Source organism: Microbispora siamensis (assembly GCF_016863095.1).
Classification (GTDB): domain Bacteria; phylum Actinomycetota; class Actinomycetes; order Streptosporangiales; family Streptosporangiaceae; genus Microbispora; species Microbispora siamensis.
In genome coordinates this window covers 195752-215668 of the sequence record NZ_BOOF01000002.1, presented here as the reverse complement: position 1 = coordinate 215668, position 19917 = coordinate 195752, and the positions used below count along the sequence as shown (strand labels likewise).

The following is a 19917-nucleotide window of genomic DNA, read 5'->3' as shown; positions in this document are numbered from 1 at the left end:
CACGCGCCGACACGCGGGCGGGGAACATTCGTCCAAGACGGCGGCGCGCACCGGCGGCGACAGTGGGCGCATGACTGTTTCCGACGGCAAACCGCGTGTGGAAGACGAGACCACCGAGAGTTCGATGCTGTCCCTGGACGACGGCGACATCCACGTGTGCCAGGACGGCCCCCGCGACGCCCCGGCACTCCTGCTGATCCACGGGTCCGCCTCCTCGGCCCGCTCGTGGGACCGTCTGGTTCCGCTGCTGACCGGATCGCATCGCGTCATCCGGATCGACCTGCTCGGGCACGGCCGGTCGGCCAAACCGGCCGGCCCGAGCTACGCGATCCCGGACCAGGGACGTCGGGTCGGCGCGGCACTGGACCGGCTCGGCGTCGAGTGCGCGATCGTGGCCGGCCACTCCAGCGGCGGCGCGGTCGCCACCGCTCTCGCCGAGCAACGACCCGACCTGGTGACCGCGCTCGTGCTCATCAACACCGGGCCCGGCATGGACGCCTTCATCGCACCGGAGTCCGCCGCGATCGCACCGTCGCAATGGCCACCGACCGACGAGCAGCTCCGGCGGTTCGCGAGCACCGGTTTCAGCCGCGCGGGTTACCGGATCCCGCCCGAGCTCCTGGACGAGGTGCGCATCATGACCTACCACACGCTCACCGCCACGATGCAGGGCACCCGCGACTACCTGGAGCAGCGGGCGCTTCCGGACCGGCTGGCGGTCCTCGGCAAGCCGCTACTGGTGATCTTCGGCGAGGACGACCGGAGATGGCGGTCCTCGTCCGCCGCCGACTACCGCGTCGTTCCGGGCGCGGAAGTCGAGTTGCTGCCCGGTCTCGGGCACTCACCCATACTCGAGGGCCCGGGGCGGACCGCACGCTCCCTGCTGGCCTTCACCGCGATCCACGCCGTACGGGCGGACTGAACGAGACGGCCGGACAGCCGGAGAGGGTCACGGCGCGGGGAGCGGCCGGGCTCCCCGCTTGGCCAGCAGGTCCGTCATCGTGCGGATCTCGGCGTTCTGCCCGTCCACGATGTGCTGGGCGAGAGCGCGCACCTCGTCGCGGTCCGACAGCTTGAGCAGGCCCTCGGCCATCTCCACGCCGCCCTGGTGGTGGCGGATCATGAGCTGGAGGAAGAGGATCTCGGCGTCCCTGCCGGTGGCCTGGCGGAGCCGGTTCATCTCCTCCTCCGTCGCCATCCCGGGCATCGTGCCGGGCGCCGGGACGGTCGTGGCCGCCCCGCCATGCCCGTGCCCGGCCATCCAGGCCATCGCCGGGCGGGTGGAACTCTGGTCCAGGCCCCACTGCTGCAGCCAGCCCATGAAAATTCCACGCTGGGTGCTCTGCGTGGTGATGATGTCGTACGCCAGGCTGCGCAGCGCCTGGTCGGAGGTCTTGTCCCTGAGGATGAAGGACATCTCCACCGCCTGCGCGTGGTGGACCCCCATGTCCCTGGCGAACCCCGCCTCGGGAGAGGCGTCCCCGAGCGTCGCCTGCCTGGTGAAGAACAGCACGAGCGCCGCCGCCGCGAGGAGGACGACGACCAGCCCGAGGACGGGGAGGCGGCGCCGGGCCGGGGGAGCGGTCTCCGCAGCGGTCTCCACTGTGCCGTCCCCTGGGGCGTCGATGTCAGTGCTCATCGCCCCACAGGCTACTCGCCACAGCCGTCGCTCTGCCCGAAGCAATACCTTTAGCCACTATTCTCCATACGCAGCGGGGGTGTCAGTGATCAGCGGTTGGAGGAGCGATGACCAAGGAGAAGTCGCAGGCGAGGCGTGAGCACCTCGCCCGCATGCGCGCCGAGCAGAAGCGTAAGGAGCGGCGCGCCGCGCTTCTCATGTGGGGGATAGGCGGCCTCGTGATCGTCGTCCTGGTCGCCCTCGTCGCCGTCTACGTGGTCAACGACCGCTCGGCCAAGTCGCTCAGCGCCGTCAAGACCTTCAACTACAAGGGCTCCGACCACTCCTGGAACAAGGTGTCCTACAAGGAGACCCCGCCCGTCGGCGGCCAGCACAACTTCTACTGGCAGAACTGCGGCATCTACGACAAGCCCATCCACAACGAGCACGGTGTCCACTCGCTGGAGCACGGCGCGGTGTGGATCACCTACCGGCCCGACCTGCCCAAGGCCGAGGTGGACAAGCTCAAGAGCCTCGCCTCCGCCGACTACATGCTGCTGAGCCCCTACCCGGGCCTGCCGTCCAAGATCGTCGCCAGCTCCTGGAACCACCAGCTCGCGCTGGACTCCGCGGACGACCCCCGCCTGCCGGAGTTCATCAAGAAGTACAAGCAGAACCCGACCACCACCCCCGAGTACGGCGCCTCCTGCTCGGGCGGCATCGGCACCACCGACGAGCAGCCGCTCCCGCCGGCCCAGCAGGAGACCACGCAGGAGCCGATGCCGAGCACGGCTCCGTCCCCGTCCTCCTGATCCGGACGTCCCCGGCCCGGCTTAAGGAACCAGCACGCGGTCCACGGGCACGGCCTCCAGCCCGTGGGCCTCGGCCACCGGGCGGCTCGTGAGGTGACCCTCGTGGGTGCTCAGACCGAGGGCGAGCGCGGGGTCGGCGGTCAGCGCCTCGCGCCAGCCCAGGTCGGCGATCGCCAGCGCGTACGGCAGCGTGACGTTGGTCAGCGCGTACGTCGAGGTGTGCGGCACCGCCCCCGGCATGTTGGCCACGCAGTAGAACACCGAGCCGTGCACCCGGTAGACCGGGTCGGCGTGGGTGGTCGGCCGCGAGTCCTCGAAACAGCCGCCCTGGTCGATGGAGATGTCCACCAGCACCGACCCCGGCTTCATCCGCGAGACGAGGTCGTTGCTCACCAGGGTCGGCGCCTTGGCGCCCGGCACGAGCACCGCGCCGATCACCAGGTCGGCGTCCACCACCGCCCGCTCGACCTCGTACGCGTTGGACGCCACGGTCTGGCAGCCGCCACGGAAGACGAGGTCGGCGTGGCGCAACCGGTCGACGTCGCGGTCGAGCAGCAGCACCTGCGCCCGCATGCCCACGGCGACCGCGGCGGCGTTCATGCCCGACACCCCCGCGCCGATCACCGCCACCTTGGCCGGATAGGTGCCGGGGACGCCGCTCATCAGCACGCCGCGCCCGCCGCCCTGACGCATGAGGTGGTAGGCGCCCACCTGCGGCGCCAGCCGCCCGGCCACCTCGGACATGGGCGCGAGCAGCGGCAGCGTGCGGTCGGGTTTCTGCACGGTCTCGTACGCGATGCCGGTCACGCCCGACTCCAGCATGGCCCGGGTGCAGGACTCCGAGGCGGCCAGGTGGAGATAGGTGAACAGCACCTGGCCCTTGCGCATCCGGTGATACTCGTCCGGCACCGGTTCCTTGACCTTCAGGATCAGGTCGCCCTCGGCCCACACCTCGTCCGCCGTGCCGATGATGACGGCCCCCGCCGCGGCGAAGTCCTCGTCCGGGATCGCGGACCCCTGGCCCGCCCCCTTCTCGACGAGGACCCGATGACCCTTGCGTACGAACTCGTTGACCCCCGCGGGTGTGAGCGCAACCCGGTACTCGTGCGTCTTGATCTCTCGGGGAACTCCCACCTTCATGTCTCAACTGTCTGCTTCCGACGTCCGTGGCGACATCGGGCAACGGGCAACCATTTGGCGGATATTCATGACAAATTGTCAATAAAGGAGGGTGTTGAGCGTTCCATGGTCGGCCGGTTACCCGCGGTTGGCAGACCTCGGTAGGCTCTGCGAGCGGTGTAAGGGATCGAGGTGGGAATGCACAACGCGCCCGTGCCGGGAGACGAGGAACTCGGCCCGCGGCCCGGCGGCCTGACATCGGGAGCCGAGACGGCGCCCATGCCCAAGCCGGTCGGCCCCGAGGACCGCGGCGGCGTGCCCGCCGAGGCGTCCGGCGGGTGGGGCGGCTGGTTCGGCGACATGTCCGGCGGGGCCGGTGCCACGGGAGAGACGACGGTCCTGCCCGCCGCCGGCGGCGGGCAGGGTGACACGTATGGGCCCATCGGCGGGCCGGGCGACCCCGGCGGAGGTCCCCTTCCGCTCGGTGCCCACGGTGAGCGCGCGGGGCTCGGCGATCCACTCGGCGGTCCGGGTGGTGCGCGGGGTGAGCCCGGTGGGCTCGGTGGGCTCGGCGGGTTCGACGACCCGCTCGGGGTGCGCGGTGAGCCGCCGGGCGGGCCTGTCGATCCGCTCGGTGACACGATCACTGGACCGGTCGGTGTGCCGGGTGAGCCCGCGGGGCCTGCCGGGCTTGGCGACCCCCTCGGCGTGCCGGGCGTGCCGGGCGTGCCGGGTGGATCGGGTGACCCGCTTGCGGTGCCGGGTGGACCCGCTGATCCGCTGGGGGTTCCCACTGGACCGGGTGACCCGCTTGGCGCCCCCGGTGTCGCCGGTGCCCCTGGTGCCCCTGGTGTCGCAGGTGCTCCCGTCGCGCCCGGCGAGCCGGTGGAGCCCGCCGTGCCCGCCGTGCCCGGCGTACCGGGCGCACCCGACGGCACGCCCGCGGACGGGGGCGCAGGACCGGGTGACGGGCCGCCCGCCCCGGCCGGCCCCACCGTGCCGAGGGCGGCCAGGGGGACGACGATCGCCCTCGTCGTGGCCCTCGTGCTGGTGGTCGTCATGTCCGGCGTCCTCGGCGCCGTCGCCGTGGTGATGACCCGCAACCCGGACGCCCCGCCGCTCAAGCAGACGCCCGTACGCACCCTGCTGACGCCCATGCACTTCGCTCCGGTCACCGGGGTGGGGCCGGCGCCCTGCAGCGGAACGGACGCGATCCCGGACGACAAGGGCGCCTCCTGCTACCAGCTCGACCCGGGGGTCACGGTCACGACCGTGCAGAAGATCGAGGAGGTGCCGGAGAACGACGGCACCTACTCGATCAGGCTCGTGCTGTCCCCCTCCAGCCAGGAGCAGATCGCCGCGCTCACCCGCGAGACGGTCAAGCAGCAGCTCGCGATCGTGGTGGGGGAGAAGGTGGTGGCCGCCCCGCGGGTGGCCCAGGAGATCACCCAGGACAGCCTCGGCATCGCGGGCTTCGACAAGGCCCAGGCCGACGCGATCATGGCGCTGCTGACCGGATCCGCCCCCGCGGGGCAGCCGAACCCGGCCGCCTCACCCGCCGCCACCGACGCCGGCCAGCCCGCCGGCACGCAGCCCGACGGAACCCAGCAGGGTGGCACGCAACCGACCGGCACCCAGACCGGTGGCACGCAGCCGGGCGGAACGGTGTACGAGGGCGGCCAGCCGGGCGGGTCGCAGCCGGGCGGCACCCAGCAGGGCGGCGGCACCCAGCAGGGTGGTGGGACACAAGGCGGGACGCAAGGCGGGACGCAACCGGGCGGGGCACAGCCGGGAGGCACGCAGCCCACCCTTGAGGGGTTCCAGTGAGCGCGTGGCACGGTCAGGACCGCCGCTCCCGGACCTGAATCGGCCGGCCGGCGGCCGGGGCGCTCTCGCCCCGGCCGTCCCGCCCCGGCCGTCCCGCCCCGGCTGTCCAGCCCGGCACGAGTCGGCCGCGTGTGACGTCCTCACCGTGATCCAGGGGCCTGGATCACCGAGGGCGGGGCGACGGCCTCCGCTCAGCCGGTGATCGAAATCGCGATAAGGTCACGCCATGCAGCGTATGACCGGTTTGTTGATAGGTGCGGTTTTCGGGGCTGTTTTCGTCTTCGCGAACTCGCATCCACCTCTCGGTCATGCTCTCGCCCTCGTCCTCCGGATCGCCGCGGCCGTCGCCCTGGCCGGCGTCGTCGCCATGTGGTTCCTCGCCGTCGGGCGTGCGAGGTCCACCGGCGCCGAACCTGGCATCGGGGGAGGCGGTGAGTCCGGGAAGATGTTCGGCCTCGGCTTCGCGGTGGTCGTCGTGATCGAAGCCGTCGCGCTGTTCGGCGGCATCGCGGTGCTGCGCGTCCTGGACCGCCCCGAGGAAAGCAACGTCGCCTGGATCGCTCTCGTCGTCGGCGTCCATTTCGTCGCCCTCGGACCGATCTGGAGGGACCGGACGATCATGGTGCCCGGTGTGGTCCTCACCGTGCTCGGGGTCGCCGGGCTCGTCATGACCGCCACCTCCGCCGTGGCGTGGGTGCCCTTGGTGAGCGGGGTGCTGTCCGGTGTGACGCTGCTGGCCGGATGCCTGGCCGCCGCACGGCGCGGCCTGGCCGCCCAGCGGTCCCCGGTCTCGGGCGGACGCCGGTGACGGCTCCAGCGGGGCCGGCCCCCGAGGGCGGCAGCGGTAGGTGCAAGCCGGGGTCAATCCGGGTGCAAGTAGATCCCTGTAGCGTACGGCGCGTGTCAGCACGATGGTTGCGAGGCGCGGCCGCCACGGCCGCGACCGCCGCGTTCCTGGTCCCCGCCTCCCTGCTCGCCGCAGGCCCGGCCCTCGCCCACGCAGCGCAAGCCACTGGGCGAGCGACTGCACAGGCCCCCGCCTGGGCGTCCGCTCACGGCACGGCCGCACCGGCGGCCGTCGCCAAGAAGCTGTTCGGCGCCTGGCTGCGCGCGGACCGCCACGCGGCCTCCCGGGTCGCCACCGCGGGCGCGGTCTCCACGCTCTTCTCCTATCCTTTCCGGGCCCCGGACGAGTTCGCGGGCTGCTCGGGCAACGCCTGCCGGTTCGTCCACACCAGCGTGCGCGTGCCGGGCGGGCTCGACGGCGTCCTGATGGTCGTCTCGGGCTCGAAGGTCACGAAGGTGTACGAGTCCCGTCATCTCACGAAGCCGTCCGCCGCCGCCAAGCACCTGTTCGACGCCTGGCGCGCGGGCGACCGCAACCGGGGCCTGGAGATCGCCTCGACCACGGCGGTCAAGACGCTGTTCCGGACGAAGCACGACCCGAAGGGCGTGAAGTACTTCTTCCAGGGCTGCAACTCCGAGCCCAAGGGCTACAGCTGCGCCTACTCCTATGAGGGCGGCGGCATGTTCATGCACGTGCGGGGCGCGAAGAGCCGCGGCTACGAGGTGACCTCCATCGGCTACATCGCCGACTGATCCGGCGGGGCTCAGCCGGCGACGGGCGTGAGCGCGATGTCCTCGGGCCGGATCGGGACGCGGGGGAGATCCAGCCCGGTCGCGGCCCTGACCGCCGCGGCCACCGCGGGGGTCGACGACAGCGTGGGCGGCTCGCCCGCGCCCCGCAGGCCGTACGGCGCGTGGGGGTCGGGGTTCTCCAGGACCGACAACCGCATGGGCGGCATGTCGAGGATGGTGGGGATCAGGTAGTCGGTGAACGAGGGGTTGAGCACCCGGCCGTCCCTGACCTGGATCTCCTCCATCAGCGCCAGGCCCAGGCCCTGCGCGGAGCCGCCGTGGATCTGCCCTTCCAGGGCCGGCGGATTGAGGATCCTCCCCACGTCCTGCACGGCGGCCAGCTCGACGACCTTGACCAGGCCGAGCTCGACGTCCACGTCGACCACGGCCCGGTGCACGCACAACGCGAGCTGCGTGTGGGAGTCGCCCTGGCCGGTGACGGGGTCCATGGGGAACGTGGGCCGGTGGCGGTACTCCCGCGTCTCCTCGACCGGCCCGAACCGTTCGAGCACCTCCTCCAGCGACAGCTCCGGATGCGCGGCGCGCAGCGCGTCGAGGCGGGCCCGCACCGCCTCGCAGGCCGTCTTGACCGCCCCGCCGGTGACGTACGACTGGCGGGAGGCCGAGGAGGACCCGGCCGAGCCGACCGCGGTGTCCGCCGGGGCGACCGTGACTCTGGCGATCCCGAGTTCCGTACGCGCGATCTGGGCCTGGACGGTGACGAGCCCCTGGCCCACCTCGGCGGCGGCGGTGTGCACGAGCACGTGCGGCTCGTCCCCGGCCAGCTCGACCCGCACCCGGGCCGTCGAGTAGTCGTCGAAGCCCTCGGAGAAGCAGATGTTCTTGATGCCGACGCCGTAGCCCACGCCGCGCCGAACGCCCTCGCCGTGCGTGGTCTGCGCGACGCCGCCCGGCAGGAGGCGCAGGTCGGGCTCGTCCGCCGGTTCCGGCGGCAGCGGCATCGCGGCCAGCTCCGCGAGCATGTCCGCGAGCGGCGCGGGGCTGTCGATCACCTGCCCCGTGGCCAGGCGCGACCCCTGCGACACCGCGTTGCGGACGCGGATCTCGACCGGCGACAGCCCGCAGGCCGCCGCGAGCCGGTCCATCTGCGACTCGTACGCGTAGCAGGCCTGGACCGCCCCGAACCCGCGCATGGCGCCACAGGTCGGGTTGTTCGTGTAGACGCCGTACGCGTCGATCCAGACGTTGTCCACCTCGTACGGACCGACTCCGAGCGAGGCGGCGTTGCCCACCACGGCGGGGGTGGACGAGCAGTAGGCCCCGCCGTCGAGCAGGATCTCCGCCTTGACGTAGACGAGCCGGCCGTCGGCCGTGGCGCCGTGCTCGTAGCGCATCCGCGCCGGATGCCGGTGGACGTGGCCGAAGAACGACTCCTCGCGGCCGTACACCATCTTCACCGGACGGCCCGTCCGCAGCGCCAGCATCGAGGCGTGGACCTGCATCGACAGGTCCTCCCTGGCGCCGAACGCGCCGCCGACCCCGGCGAGCGTCAGCCGCACCTTCTCCTTTGGCAGGCCCAGGCACGGCGCCACCTGGTCCCGGTCGACGTGCAGCCACTGGGTCGCGACGAACAGGTCCACCCCGCCGTCCTCGGCGGGCACGGCCAGGCCCGACTCCGGGCCGAGGAACGCCTGGTCCTGCATGCCGACCTCGTATTCGCCGGTGACGACCACCTCGGCCTCGAAGGTCCCGCCCACCCTCACCGGCTGGTGCCGTACGAGGTTCCCCTCGGGGTGGACGGCGGGGCAGGACGGGTCGAAGGCGGCCCGGCGGGGGTCCGTCACCGCCTCGCGCTCCTCGTACCGCACGACGATCGCGGCGGCCGCGCGGCGCGCGGTCTCCGGATGGTCGGCGGCCACGATCGCCACGGGCTCGCCCTGGTAGCGGACCTGATCGACGGCGAGCACCGGCTGGTCGCGGCGCTCCAGCCCGTAGAACTTCTCGCCGGGCACGTCCTCGTGGGTGAGCACGGCGAACACTCCGGGCATCGCGAGCGCGGGACCGACGTCGATGGAGCGGATCCACGCGGACGGGTGCGGGCTGCGCAGTGTGGCGCCCCAGAGCATGCCCTCAAGCCACAGGTCCGAGGAGTACGCGAACTCCCCGGTCACCTTCAGCGTGCCGTCGGGGCGCGGCGCGCTCTCGCCGAGGCCCGGACGCGTCCCGGTCCTCGTCGGCGCGCCCGCCGTCTCCTCAGTCGCCATCCGCCGCTCCATCTGCGTAGTACAGCAAGCGGGCCGCGGCGGGGCCTATCGGCGCGGCGATGAAACCCGGAGGTGGACGTAGTCGATGCTTGTAGGTATCTCCAAATACGCTGTCTGTCGTGCTATTGCATGATCTGCTCGCCGTCCCGGAACTGCGGCTCACCCTGCTCACGGGCGACGAGCGGCTGGACCGTGAGATCGAGGGCGTGCTCATCACCGACCTGCCCGATCCCCGGCGCTACCTGTCGGGCGGCGAACTGGTGCTGACCGGCCTCATGTGGCGCCAGTCGCCCGCCGACTCCGCCCGGTTCGTGGACGCCCTGGCCGAGGCGGGCGTGGCCGCGCTCGGCGCGGGCGACGCGCGGCTCGGCACGGTCCCCGGCGACCTGGTGGAGGCGTGCCGGGCGCGCGGGCTGCCGCTGCTCGAAGTGCCCGTCGAGGTGTCGTTCGGAGCCGTCACCGAACTCGTCGGCAGGCGCGTCGCCGCCGCCCAGGCGGGCGACCTGCGCGGCGCGCTCGGGCGGCACCGCAGGATCGTCGCGGCGGTGGCCGAAGGGGCCGGGCTCGGCGAGCTGTTCGCCCTGGTCGAGGCCGAGCTCGGCGTCACGGCCGCGGTCGTGTCCGCCTGCGGCGCTGTCGTCGCGGGCGCCCTGCCCGAGGAGCAGGCCGTACGGCTGGCCCACGACTATCTCGCCGCCGCCCGCCTGCCGGTCGTCGTGGACCGCGGCGGGCCGTTCACGCTGTTCGCCGTGGATCGCTCGCACCGGGCCGCCGGCTGGGCCCTGGTCTGCCGGGGCGAGGTCGACGCGGAGATCGGCTACGAGCTGGCGGCGTGCGTCGCGATGGAGCGGACACGAGCGGAGGAGGGCCGCCGGGTGGAGCGCCGGCTGGCCGAGCAGCTCATCGCCCTGGCCTGTGCGGGCGGCGACCTCGCGGAGCTGTCGGCCCGGCTGCGGACCTGCGGCATCGACCCGGCCGAGCCGTACGCGGTGGTCACCGCCACGGCGAGCAGGCGCGGGGCGACCGAGGGCCCCGATCCCGCCCTGCTGGGCGGTCAGGTGACGGAGGAGCTGCTGGACCGCGGAGTGGTGGCCGCCGCGGGCGCCGACGCGTCGGTGGCGCTCGTCCCGCTGCGCGGCGACACCCCCTGGCGCGACCGCGACGGGCTCGCGGCGCTGCTGCGCGCCCGTACGGCGGTGCTCGCCGCCGGGCTCCCCTCGATCACGGTGTCGGCCGGGCTGAGCGGCGCGCTGACCGGGCCGCAGGCCATCCGGGGCGGGGTGGAGGAGGCGGGCCACGCCCGGCGGATGGCCGAGGCGCGCGGCGGGGGAGTGGTCACCAGCGACGAGATCTACACGCACGCGCTGCTGCTGGCGACCGTGCCCGGCGACGTGCGGTCCTCGTTCGCCGGACGGCTGCTCGGGCCGCTGTTCGACTACGACCGGCGGCACGGGGCGGAGCTGGTGCGCACGCTCGGCGCGTTCCTCGACTGCACGGGATCGTGGAACGCCTGCGCAGAACGGCTGCACGTGCACGTCAACACGGTGCGCTACCGGATCAGGCGGGTCGAGGAACTGACCGGCAAGGACCTGTCGTCCATGGCCGACCGGGTCGACCTCTTCCTCGCCCTCCGCGCCGGCTGACCCGCCGCGGGACGTGCCTCAGCGGGCCGGCACCTCTCGGGTCGGTCTCAGCTCGGGGAATGCCGTCTCAATGACGCGCAGTTCGTCTTCCGCCGACCGCGAGAGTTTCTCGTCCCCTGACCGCTGCCGCGCCGCCAGCGCCTCCCGGGCGTAGGCCAGGGCCTGCGCCGGCTCGTTCAAAAGACGGTGCACTCTGGCGAGCATGACGAGGGACTCGCACTCGCCGACCCGGTGGCCGATCTCCCGGGCTCGGCGCAGGCCGCGCTCGAGGTAGGACTTCGCGGTCTGCGGGTCGCCGCGGTCCACGCACAGCTCGGAAAGCAACAAGAGGCCGGCCAACTCGTGGTAACGGTCTCCCGCGGCCTGCGCGAGTGCGAGTCCCTCACCCACCAGGCTCATGGCCGCCGTCACGTCGCCCAGCCTCCGACAGGCGGTCGCCCCGGTCAGCAGCGAATGACGCTCGCCGACCTCGGAGCCGATCTCCCTGGCGATCGCCCGCTGGACCTCCGCCCGCTCACGCGCCTCCGCGTACCGCTCCAGCTTGAGAAGGACGACGCCCAGGTTGCCCAGGGCGCGCATCTCGCCGAACCGGTCGCGCAGGTCGCGTCTCAGATCGAGTTCGGCCTGCTGGTGCGGCAGGGCCTCGGCCGCCCTGCCGAGGGTCAGCAGCGCGTTGGCGATCTGGCCGTGGGCCAGGGACAGGATCTCCTGGTCGCCGGTCCGCTCGCCCACGTCCAGGGCCTGCCTGTTGAGGTCGCGCTGCTCGCGGCGGTGCGCGCCTCTCGTCAGCTGCCAGGTGAGGGAGAACCCGACGTAGGCCCCCAGCCGTGCGACGTCGTCGTCCTCGCTCGGCATCGCCTGTGTGGCGGCGGCGATCACGTCCGGCAGCTCCTCCTCCAGCCAGTCCCTGGCCTGGTCGACGGTCCGGAGCGCGAGCGGGCGCTGCGGCACGGCGGGCCAGGGAAGCTGCACGCGGTGGGGATCGAGTACCGTGCTGGCGTGGCGTGCGGTCGCCCCGTAGAAGCCGAGTGCGCCCATGAGCGCGTCCTTGCGCGCCTCCGGCGTGAGACGGGCGTCCGCGAGCTCGATCATGAAAAGCCGCACGAGGTCGTGGGGGCGGTAGCGGCCCGGTCCCGAGACCTCCAGCAGGTGCGCGCGCGCGAGGCGGTCGAGGGCGCGCTCGGCGGCGTCGACCGGTTCGCGGAGGAGGGCGGACACCAGCTCGGGGGTCAGGCTCGCCACGTGCAGGACGCCGAGGTGACACATCGTCCGCGCGGCCAGCCGATCGAGCTCGCCGCCGTGGGCCAGAACCTCGTAGCTCAGCTCCAGACTGGAGCGGACGGCCCTTCGGCCCGACTCCAGCTCGTGCAGAGTACGCCGCCGGTCCTCCAGCCTCGTGCCCAGATCCCGCACCGCCCAGTCGGGACGTTCGGCGAGGCGGGCGGCGGCCAGGCGCAGGGCCAGCGGCAGCAGGCCGCACAGGTGCGCCAGGCGGTCCGCGGCGGCCGGGTCCGCCGCGATTCGTTCCGCTCCGACGAGCTTCCCAAGCACGGTGACCGCCTCCGACCGCAGCAGTCTCCCGAGCACGAGCTGGACGCAGTCGTCGGTCGCCGCGTGCGACTCGCGGCTCGTGATCAGCACGGCGTTGCCGGAGGGCAGGCCCAGCAGGGCGCGCACCTGCTCGGGCCCCGCCGCGTCGTCAAGCAGGATGAGGGTCCTGCGTCCCTCCAGCCGGTCGCGCAGCACCGCGGCGGCCTCGTCCTCCTCGGACGGCACGGCCTCGCCCGGCAGCCCCAGGGCGCGCAGGAGCCGGCCGAGCACGTCGATCGGCCTCAGGCGCTCGACCCCCGGCGTCGCCCCCTGGAGGTTGACGTACAGCTGTCCGTCCGGGAACGCGTGGGAGGAGGCGTGGGCGGCCTGTACGGCCAGCGCGGACTTGCCCGACCCGGGGGTCCCGGTGATCGCGATGACCGCCTGCGGGGGTCCGCCGTCCCAGGGGGAGAGCAGGGATCGCAGACGGACCAGTTCCTCGGCCCGGCCCACGAAACCGCTCGCCGCCCGCGGCAGCTGGCGGGGAGGCCGCGCCGAGGGCTCGGCATCGCCCGCGCCGTCCTGCACCCGCGCGAGCGAGGGATCGGCCCGCAGGATCAGCTCGTACCGTTCACGCAACGTCTCGCCGGGATCCACGCCGAGCCGCTCCGCGAGCAGCCGCTTGACGTCCATGTACGCCTGGAGAGCGTCGGCCTGCCTGCCGCAGCGGTACAGCGCGAGCATGAGCAGGTCGCGGGCGCGCTCCCTCAGGGGAGCCTCCGCGACCAGCTCGGACAGGGCCGACGCCGCCTCCTGGTGCAGCCCCAGGTCGAGCAGCGCCTTGGCGCGGTCCTCCCGCGCCGACAGCCGCAACCCCTCCAGCCGGGTCCGCTCCACCTCCGCGAAGGGCCCCGGCACGCCGCACAGGGCGGGTCCCGACCAGCACGCCAGGGCTGCGTCCAGAGCGTGCAGGCCGCCGCGGTGGTCGTCCGCGCCGAGCAGCCGGCGGGCCTCGGCCAGGTGGCGCTCGAAGTCCCCCACGTCCACCCGCACCGGCCCGCGTTCCAGTGCGTAGCCGCGCGACCGGTTCACCAGGACGGCGTATGGACCGCGCCTGCCGGGGTGAGGCTCCAGGACCCGCCGGAGGCCGGCGATGTAGGTGTAGACGCTCTGCTCGGCCGTGTTCGGGGGGCGATCCCCCCAAAGACCATTGATCAGGTCGTCCTTCGGGACCACGCGTCCCTCATGTCCGACGAGTACGCACAGTGCAGCCCGCTGCAGCGGCGGTCCCAGCTCGATAAGCCGTCCGCCGCGCCAGCCCGCCGGCGGCCCCAGCAACCGCAGACGGCACGGTAAGTCCTGAGAAGTTTCACACTCATTCGCATTATCCATACGTCTTCGGACTCCATGCGGTGACGGCGTAGACGCGTTGGGTGCATCGCCCGGGCCTATTGGCAGGCTGGTACGCGGAGCCTCGTGACCGGGCCACCCGTGCGTCCCTCGGCGTTCCTCCACAACTCCTGCAATACGAAGTCATCCCCGTGACGCCGGCTATGGGCACACCGTTGGGCCTAGTTCGGCAGAAGCCCCAAATATGCCATCACGTATCTAGATTTTGTCTAGATGGGAGAACATCGAGGTCCCGGTGCGGGAGGCGGGTCGCAGTCGGGGGACCGTCGGCCCGCCGCTCGCCCGAGAGAGTAGCGCGGTCCGTCACGCGCCCGTCGAGCGATGATTCGCGGCCTTTGTGCCGATGTCGGCCTGTCTGGTAGCAGTTGGCCGCTGTGACGGTGGACGGAGCCGTTGGGGGAGAGAGGAACGGACCACCGAGGAGAGCGAGTCGCGAAATATGGCCGAAATCGCGGCGTAGAAATACTGGGGGGGAGGCCCGGGTCCGGTAAAAACCGCCGGATTCCGCTTCCGCGGCGATTGAGAATTCGTCCGGCCGGACGGCGGAACGATTTTCTCCGGCGAATTGTTCGGCGCGGTCCTTGTGTCGGACTATTGCAATTCGGGCCGGTGTGAGAATTCAAATGGAATGCGGTGGCGATGCGATCGCCGTTGATTTTCGATGAGGAGCGCCGGCGTCCGCTGGGCATCGACGAGGGGGGCGGGTGGATGCCGGGTGGTACCTGGAGCGCTGCCTCCGGCGCCCTGGCGTGGGCTGCCGATCGGCTCCCATCAGCAGCAATACCCCTGCAAAATCATATCCCCCTGCACAGGAGACGCGGCGGCACTTGCTGGCGTACCATTGCCGCCAACGGCCAGCACGGCCGAAATGACGACGGTAAGAACGGGCAGGGCGAGGCGGCGCACGGTGGATCTCCCATCAGCTCAGACTGCCGGGCCTACAATACTGCAGGAGTTGCCAATGGCCGCGCAAGATCTGGTCGGACAGCGCATCAAGGCGATTCGTCGTCAGCGTGGGCTCTCTCAAGCGCAGTTGGCACACCCCGAGCTTTCCGACAGTTATGTATCACTGATCGAGAGCGGCAAGCGCACGCCCACCCCCGCCGTCCTGGAACTGCTCGCGCAGAAGCTCGACTGCTCGCTCACCTACCTCGTCAACGGCGTGACGGCCGAGCAGATGGAGGACCTCGAGGTCGGCCTCAGCTTCGCCCGGATGGCGCTGGAGAACGGTGAGGTCGCCGAGGCCCGCCGCCGGTACGCCGAACTGCTCGCCGACGGCAACCTTCAGGGACTCGCCTCGCTGCGGGTGGAGGCGCGATACGGCTACGCGCTGGCCTCCGAGGCGTGTGGCGAACTCGCCGAGGCCATCTCCGTGCTCGAGGAGCTCGACGAGTCCGAAGCGGAGACGATGAGCCAGGAGCGCAAGGTCGCCGTGGCCCTGGCGCTGTGCCGGTGCCATCGTGAGCGGGGCGACTACTCCGCCGCGGTCCAGGTCGGCGAGCGCGCGCTCGGGAAGCTCGCCCGGTCAGGGTGGAACGACGCGCTGGTCGAGCTCGGCTCCACGCTGCTGAGCGTCTATCTGGCGCGGGGCGACCTGCTGCGGGCCGGGCACTTCGCCGCCGAACTGCTGGCGGCCTCCGACGCCCTGGGCACTCCTCGGGCCGCCGTCGCGTCGTGCTGGAACGCCGCCTTCGCGGCCGAGCAGGCGGGACGCGCCGAGGATGCCATCGCCCTGATGGAGCGCGCGCTGGCGATCCAGTCCGAGACCGGCGAGCCGCGCAACCTGGCACGCGTACGGCAGGCGCACGCGAGCATGGTGCTCAGGCTTCACCCCGAGGAGTCGGAGAGGGCGCGCGAGCTCCTGCTCAGGGCGCAGCGGGATATGGAGGCCGCGGCGACCAGCACCTTCGACAGGGCGGAGGTCGCCCTCACCCTCGCATGGGTGGAGATCGTCCTTCAGCACCCCGAGCAGGCCGTGGAGTACGCGCAGACCGCCGCCGAGCTGGTGCGCGGCACCTGGGGGTGGCTGGAGACGCAGGCCACCCTCCTGCTCAGCCAGGCGCACTTCCTGCTCCACCAGGATGAGGAGGCCGCGGCCGAGTTGGACACGGTGAGCCGGTGGCTGGAGACCGTCCCGACAACCCGCAGGGCCGCCGAGGACTGGATGACGATCGCGGAGATACGCCGGCGCATCGGCGACGAGTCGGAGAGCGTGGCCGCCTACCAGCGCGCCCTCGCCTGCGCCGAGCTCTGACCGCGCGCGGGAATCGGGCTCACAGAGACAGGTTCTGCCGGGCCGGAGGCCGCTCGCCTCCGGCCCGGCGCGCGTCCAGCTCGCACAGACGAGTGGACCGCGAGGACGAGTCCGCGAACCGCGGGCGGATCGATCGGCCCACCGGCGCCGCACCGGGTCGCCGGGTGGCAGCCGGGCGCGGCGCGACCGGGCGTGTCCTCGGGGTATCCCCAGTCTTCCGATGCGGGGTATGGACCGGACCCCCGCGTCGGTAGCCTGGGAGGTGCCATGAAGAGACCCTTCCTCGCCGCCTTCGCCGCGCTCGTGGCGGCTCTCCTGCTGTGCGCCGCGCCGGTCCTGCCCGCCCAGGCGCACACCTCGCTCAAGAGTAGCGACCCGCAGAAGAACGCCCAGGTCAAGACCTTGCAAAAGGTCACGCTCGAGTTCGCGGACTCCGTTCAGTTCCCGGTCGTGGTCGTCCGCGGTGAGGACGGCAAGCGCTACGAGAAGGGCGACCCGGTCGTCGACGGGCCCAAGGTCACCGAGGCGGTGACCGAGCCGGTTCCCCCGGGTCGCTACACGATCGCCTGGCGGGTGGTCTCTCCTGACGGGCACCCGCTCGAGGGGGAGATCCCGTTCACCGTGGTCGGCGACCAGTCGGTGGGGGCGGCGACCTCGGCGGCGGCTCCCGGTGACACGGCCTCCGCGCCTGCGGCCGCCGCGCCCGCGACGGCAGCCGCGGTGCAGGCCGATGACGGCGGGCAGAAGGGCGTTCCCGGGTGGGTCTGGGCGGTGATCTTCGGGATCGCCGGCATCGGCATCGGGATGTTCCTGAGCCTGCGGAAGAAGCCGTGAACCGGGCGGTGCGCCTGACCGCCGCGGCGCTCTGCGCGGCCGTCGGCGCACTCGTCGTCGCGATGGTGCTCGGCGGCGCCGCGACGCCGCGGATCATCCCCGGCCTGCCCGACGAGGGCACCCTGACCCGGTGGATGCTGCCGCTGTCGAAGCTCGCGATGGACGTCTCCGGCGTCCTGACCGTCGGTCTGCTGGCCGGCGCCGCGGCGTTCCTGCCCAACGACAAGGGCCTCCTCGGCAAACAGGCGCAGAGTTACGTGAAGGGCGCGTCGTGGTCGGCGCTGGCCTGGGCGGTCGCCGCGGCGGTGGCGCTGGTCTTCAGCCTGTCGGAGACCCTCGGCGCGCCGGTGGGGCAGATCCTCGCCGGCAACGAGCTCACCAGCTATGCCAGCCAGGTGCCGCAGGGCATCGCGCTGACCCTGGTCGTGCTGTTCGCCGTCGCCATCGCGCTGTTCGCCCGGGGGGCGATCACGGCGGGCTCCGCCGGGGGCCTGCTGGTCTTCGCGCTCGTGACGCTCCTGCCGCCCGCGCTCACCGGGCACTCCTCCTCCTCGCCCAACCACGGGCTGGCCACCACCTCGGTCGCCATGCACCTGCTCTTCCTCGCGCTGTGGGTGGGCGGCCTCGGGGTGGTCTGCGTGCACGCGCTGCGCGGGCAGCCGCTCCTGGACGTCGCCGCCGCGCGCTTCTCACGTATGGCGCTGTGGTGCTTCGCCGGGGTCGGCGTGTCCGGGCTCGCCGCCGCCGCCTCGCGCCTCACCTCGATCGGCGAGCTGTTCACCACGAACTACGGCCTGCTCCTGCTGGCCAAGATCGTCGCGTTCGCCGTGCTCGGCTTCGCCGGCTGGCGCCACCGCGGCCGTACGCTGCCGAGGCTGTCGGCGGGGGAGCCGCACGCCTTCCTCCGCCTCGCCCTCGGCGAGGTCCTGCTGATGGGGGCGACGATCGGCCTGGCCGTGGCGCTGTCCCGGACCGCCCCGCCGCCCGTCGACACGCCGGTCGACCGGGCCTTCGAACTGCTCGGCTACCTGGTCCCGCCGCCGCTCACGCTCGCGAACCTGCTGACGCTGTGGTGGTTCGACCTGTTCTTCGCCGTGCTCGCCGTCGTCATGGCCGGTCTGTACGGCGCGGGCGTCGTGCGGCTGGCCCGCCGGGGCGACCGGTGGCCCGTCGGCCGCACGGTCAGCTGGTACCTCGGCGTCGTCATCCTCGTCCTCAGCACGCAGAGCGGTGTGGCGCGTTACTCGCCCGTGCTGTTCAGCGTGCACATGACCGAGCACATGATCCTGTCGATGCTGGTCCCGATCTTCCTGGTGCTCGGCGCGCCGGTCACGCTGGCGCTGCGCGCGCTCAAGCCCGCCGCCCGGCGGGGCGACCGGGGACCGCGGGAGTGGCTCACGGTGATCCTGCACAGCAGGGTCCTGAAGTTCGTCAGCCACCCCGCCATCGCGACAGCGATCTTCGTGGTGTCGACGTTCGCCCTGTACTTCACCCCGCTGTTCGCCGCGGCGATGGAGGAGCACCTCGGTCACATCGCGATGACCGTGCACTTCCTGTTGAGCGGCTCGCTGTTCTTCTGGGTGATCATCGGCGTGGACCCGGCGCCGCACAAGCTGCCCCACGTCGGGCGGCTGCTGCTGCTCATGGTGACCATGCCGTTCCACGCGTTCTTCGGGATCGCCCTGATGAGCATGGGCACCGTGCTCGCGTCCGGTTACTACGACCAGCTCGGGCGCACCTGGGGGGCCTCCTCGCTGGCCGACCAGCAGTCCGGCGGCGGAATCGCCTGGGCCTTCGGTGAGATCCCCACGCTGATCGTGCTGCTCGCGCTCGGCTTCCAGTGGTGGCGCGACGACGAACGCGTCGCGCGCCGGGCCGACCGCCGCGCCGACGCCGCAGCCGCCAAGTCCGGTGGCACCGGAGACGCGGAGCTGGACGCCTACAACGACTACCTGGCGAAGTTGAACAGGCGGGACAGGGCCGCCGAGTAGGCCGCCCGCCTCGGCGGGCCGTGCCCGCAGGTGATCGTCCGCCCGCGCCGGCGGGCCCTGCCACCGCTGATCGTCACCCGCCGAAAGCACGCGGCGCCTCGGCCGAAATCACGCGGCGCCTCGCCGGAACACCGGCGAAGCGCCGCGGTGCGGCCTCGAAAGGCTTCTACGGCAGGGTGAGGATCTCGTGCCCCGTCTCGGTGACCACGATCGTGTGCTCGAACTGCGCGGTCCGCTTGCGGTCCTTGGTCACCGCCGTCCACTTGTCGGGCCAGATCTCGTAGTCGATCGTGCCGAGCGTGAGCATGGGCTCGATCGTGAACGTCATCCCCGGCACCAGCGTCACCGACAGCGAGGGGTCGTCGTAGTGGGGGACGATGAGCCCGGAGTGGAACGAGGCCCCGATGCCGTGCCCGGTGAAGTCGCGGACGACGCCGTAGCCGAAGCGCTTGGCGTACGCCTCGATCACCCGGCCGACGATGTTGAGCTGGCGGCCCGGCGCGACCGCCTTGATCGCCCGCATCGTCGCTTCACGGGTCCGCTCGACGAGCAGGCGGGACTCCTCGTCCACCTCGCCGACCAGGAAGGTGGCGTCGGTGTCGCCGTGCACGCCGCCGATGTAGGCCGTGATGTCCACGTTGACGATGTCCCCGTCGCGCAGCACGGTGTCGTCCGGGATGCCGTGGCAGATCACCTCGTTGATCGAGGTGCACAGCGACTTCGGGTAGCCGCGGTAGCCGAGCGTCGAGGGGTAGGCGCCGTGGTCGCAGAGGAACTCGTGCCCGATGCGGTCGAGTTCGTCGGTCGTCACGCCGGGGGCGACGTGCTTGCCGACCTCCTCGAGCGCCTGCGCGGCGATCCGGCCCGCGATCCGCATCTTGTCGATGGTCTCGGGGGTCTGGATGTCGCTGTCGCCCTTCTTGGGCTCGGCCTTCCCCACGTACTCGGGCCGGGGGATGTGGGCGGGAACCTTACGGGTAGGCGAGATTCGCCCGGGGCGGAGCAGCGTGGTCATG

Annotated in this window: 14 protein-coding genes; 9 read left to right on the top strand and 5 right to left on the bottom strand. The window is 72.2% G+C overall.

What is annotated here, in order from left to right:
* The first annotated feature begins 70 nt into the window (after positions 1–70).
* Positions 71–922, top strand: coding sequence for an alpha/beta fold hydrolase (locus Msi02_RS02745; protein WP_204046895.1), 852 nt, complete (start codon positions 71–73; stop codon positions 920–922).
* A gap of 27 nt (positions 923–949) precedes the next feature.
* Here Msi02_RS02745 and Msi02_RS02740 read toward each other — a convergent pair whose 3' ends face one another.
* Positions 950–1639: a DUF305 domain-containing protein gene (locus Msi02_RS02740; protein ID WP_204046894.1), complete on the bottom strand. Its 690-nt coding sequence runs from the start codon at positions 1637–1639 to the stop codon at positions 950–952.
* A 107-nt stretch (positions 1640–1746) separates the two neighbouring features.
* On the opposite strand from Msi02_RS02740, the gene Msi02_RS02735 reads away from it, so the two are divergent.
* On the top strand, positions 1747–2430 hold the full coding sequence (locus Msi02_RS02735) for a thioredoxin-like domain-containing protein (RefSeq protein ID WP_079314271.1): 684 nt from the start codon (positions 1747–1749) through the stop codon (positions 2428–2430).
* A 21-nt stretch (positions 2431–2451) separates the two neighbouring features.
* Here the strand turns inward: Msi02_RS02735 and ald are convergent, their stop codons facing one another.
* The gene (gene ald / locus Msi02_RS02730; protein ID WP_204046893.1) at positions 2452–3570 is read right to left on the bottom strand and encodes an alanine dehydrogenase; all 1119 of its coding nucleotides are present in this window, start codon (positions 3568–3570) and stop codon (positions 2452–2454) included.
* A gap of 177 nt (positions 3571–3747) precedes the next feature.
* Here ald and Msi02_RS02725 point away from each other — a divergent pair, with 177 nt between their 5' ends.
* The 3 genes from Msi02_RS02725 (at position 3748) to Msi02_RS02715 (ending at position 6975) form a co-directional block, all read left to right on the top strand.
* Entirely contained in the window at positions 3748–5376 is a 1629-nt protein-coding gene (locus Msi02_RS02725) for a SecDF P1 head subdomain-containing protein (RefSeq protein WP_373308233.1), read from the top strand.
* Between the two features lie 226 nt (positions 5377–5602).
* Positions 5603–6184 carry a hypothetical protein gene (locus tag Msi02_RS02720; RefSeq protein WP_204046891.1) on the top strand — a complete coding sequence of 194 codons (582 nt, stop codon included), beginning with the start codon at positions 5603–5605 and terminating at the stop codon, positions 6182–6184.
* Positions 6185–6276: 92 nt separating this feature from the next.
* The gene (locus Msi02_RS02715; protein ID WP_204046890.1) at positions 6277–6975 is read left to right on the top strand and encodes a hypothetical protein; all 699 of its coding nucleotides are present in this window, start codon (positions 6277–6279) and stop codon (positions 6973–6975) included.
* A gap of 11 nt (positions 6976–6986) precedes the next feature.
* Here Msi02_RS02715 and Msi02_RS02710 read toward each other — a convergent pair whose 3' ends face one another.
* Positions 6987–9239: a molybdopterin cofactor-binding domain-containing protein gene (locus tag Msi02_RS02710; RefSeq protein ID WP_204046889.1), complete on the bottom strand. Its 2253-nt coding sequence runs from the start codon at positions 9237–9239 to the stop codon at positions 6987–6989.
* 119 nt (positions 9240–9358) lie between these two features.
* Here Msi02_RS02710 and Msi02_RS02705 point away from each other — a divergent pair, with 119 nt between their 5' ends.
* On the top strand, positions 9359–10882 hold the full coding sequence (locus Msi02_RS02705; protein WP_204046888.1) for a PucR family transcriptional regulator: 1524 nt from the start codon (positions 9359–9361) through the stop codon (positions 10880–10882).
* Between the two features lie 18 nt (positions 10883–10900).
* Here Msi02_RS02705 and Msi02_RS02700 read toward each other — a convergent pair whose 3' ends face one another.
* The gene (locus Msi02_RS02700; RefSeq protein ID WP_275414073.1) at positions 10901–13804 is read right to left on the bottom strand and encodes an AfsR/SARP family transcriptional regulator; all 2904 of its coding nucleotides are present in this window, start codon (positions 13802–13804) and stop codon (positions 10901–10903) included.
* Between the two features lie 979 nt (positions 13805–14783).
* Here Msi02_RS02700 and Msi02_RS02695 point away from each other — a divergent pair.
* From Msi02_RS02695 to Msi02_RS02685, 3 genes are all read left to right on the top strand, one after another.
* Positions 14784–16076, top strand: a complete 1293-nt coding sequence (locus Msi02_RS02695) for a helix-turn-helix domain-containing protein (protein ID WP_204046886.1) — start codon at positions 14784–14786, stop codon at positions 16074–16076.
* A 267-nt stretch (positions 16077–16343) separates the two neighbouring features.
* Entirely contained in the window at positions 16344–16910 is a 567-nt protein-coding gene (locus Msi02_RS02690) for a copper resistance CopC family protein (protein WP_204046885.1), read from the top strand.
* Positions 16907–18901 (top strand): bifunctional copper resistance protein CopD/cytochrome c oxidase assembly protein, encoded by a 1995-nt coding sequence (locus Msi02_RS02685; RefSeq protein ID WP_239108058.1) that lies wholly within the window; start codon positions 16907–16909, stop codon positions 18899–18901. The genes Msi02_RS02690 and Msi02_RS02685 overlap by 4 nt, the downstream gene beginning before the upstream one ends.
* A 166-nt stretch (positions 18902–19067) precedes the next feature.
* On the opposite strand, the gene map is transcribed toward Msi02_RS02685, so the two are convergent.
* Entirely contained in the window at positions 19068–19916 is an 849-nt protein-coding gene (gene map, locus Msi02_RS02680) for a type I methionyl aminopeptidase (RefSeq protein WP_079319327.1), read from the bottom strand.
* Position 19917: the final 1 nt, after the last annotated feature.

Bases quoted from the DNA above. Each gene is read 5' to 3' on its own strand.
- Msi02_RS02745 (WP_204046895.1), top strand. From the start codon at position 71: ATGACTGTTTCCGACGGCAAACCGCGTGTGGAAGACGAGACCACCGAG.
- Msi02_RS02740 (WP_204046894.1), bottom strand. From the start codon at position 1,639: ATGAGCACTGACATCGACGCCCCAGGGGACGGCACAGTGGAGACCGCT.
- Msi02_RS02735 (WP_079314271.1), top strand. From the start codon at position 1,747: ATGACCAAGGAGAAGTCGCAGGCGAGGCGTGAGCACCTCGCCCGCATG.
- ald (WP_204046893.1), bottom strand. From the start codon at position 3,570: ATGAAGGTGGGAGTTCCCCGAGAGATCAAGACGCACGAGTACCGGGTT.
- Msi02_RS02725 (WP_373308233.1), top strand. From the start codon at position 3,748: ATGCACAACGCGCCCGTGCCGGGAGACGAGGAACTCGGCCCGCGGCCC.
- Msi02_RS02720 (WP_204046891.1), top strand. From the start codon at position 5,603: ATGCAGCGTATGACCGGTTTGTTGATAGGTGCGGTTTTCGGGGCTGTT.
- Msi02_RS02710 (WP_204046889.1), bottom strand. From the start codon at position 9,239: ATGGCGACTGAGGAGACGGCGGGCGCGCCGACGAGGACCGGGACGCGT.
- Msi02_RS02700 (WP_275414073.1), bottom strand. From the start codon at position 13,804: ATGGATAATGCGAATGAGTGTGAAACTTCTCAGGACTTACCGTGCCGT.
- Msi02_RS02695 (WP_204046886.1), top strand. From the start codon at position 14,784: ATGGCCGCGCAAGATCTGGTCGGACAGCGCATCAAGGCGATTCGTCGT.
- Msi02_RS02690 (WP_204046885.1), top strand. From the start codon at position 16,344: ATGAAGAGACCCTTCCTCGCCGCCTTCGCCGCGCTCGTGGCGGCTCTC.
- map (WP_079319327.1), bottom strand. From the start codon at position 19,916: ATGACCACGCTGCTCCGCCCCGGGCGAATCTCGCCTACCCGTAAGGTT.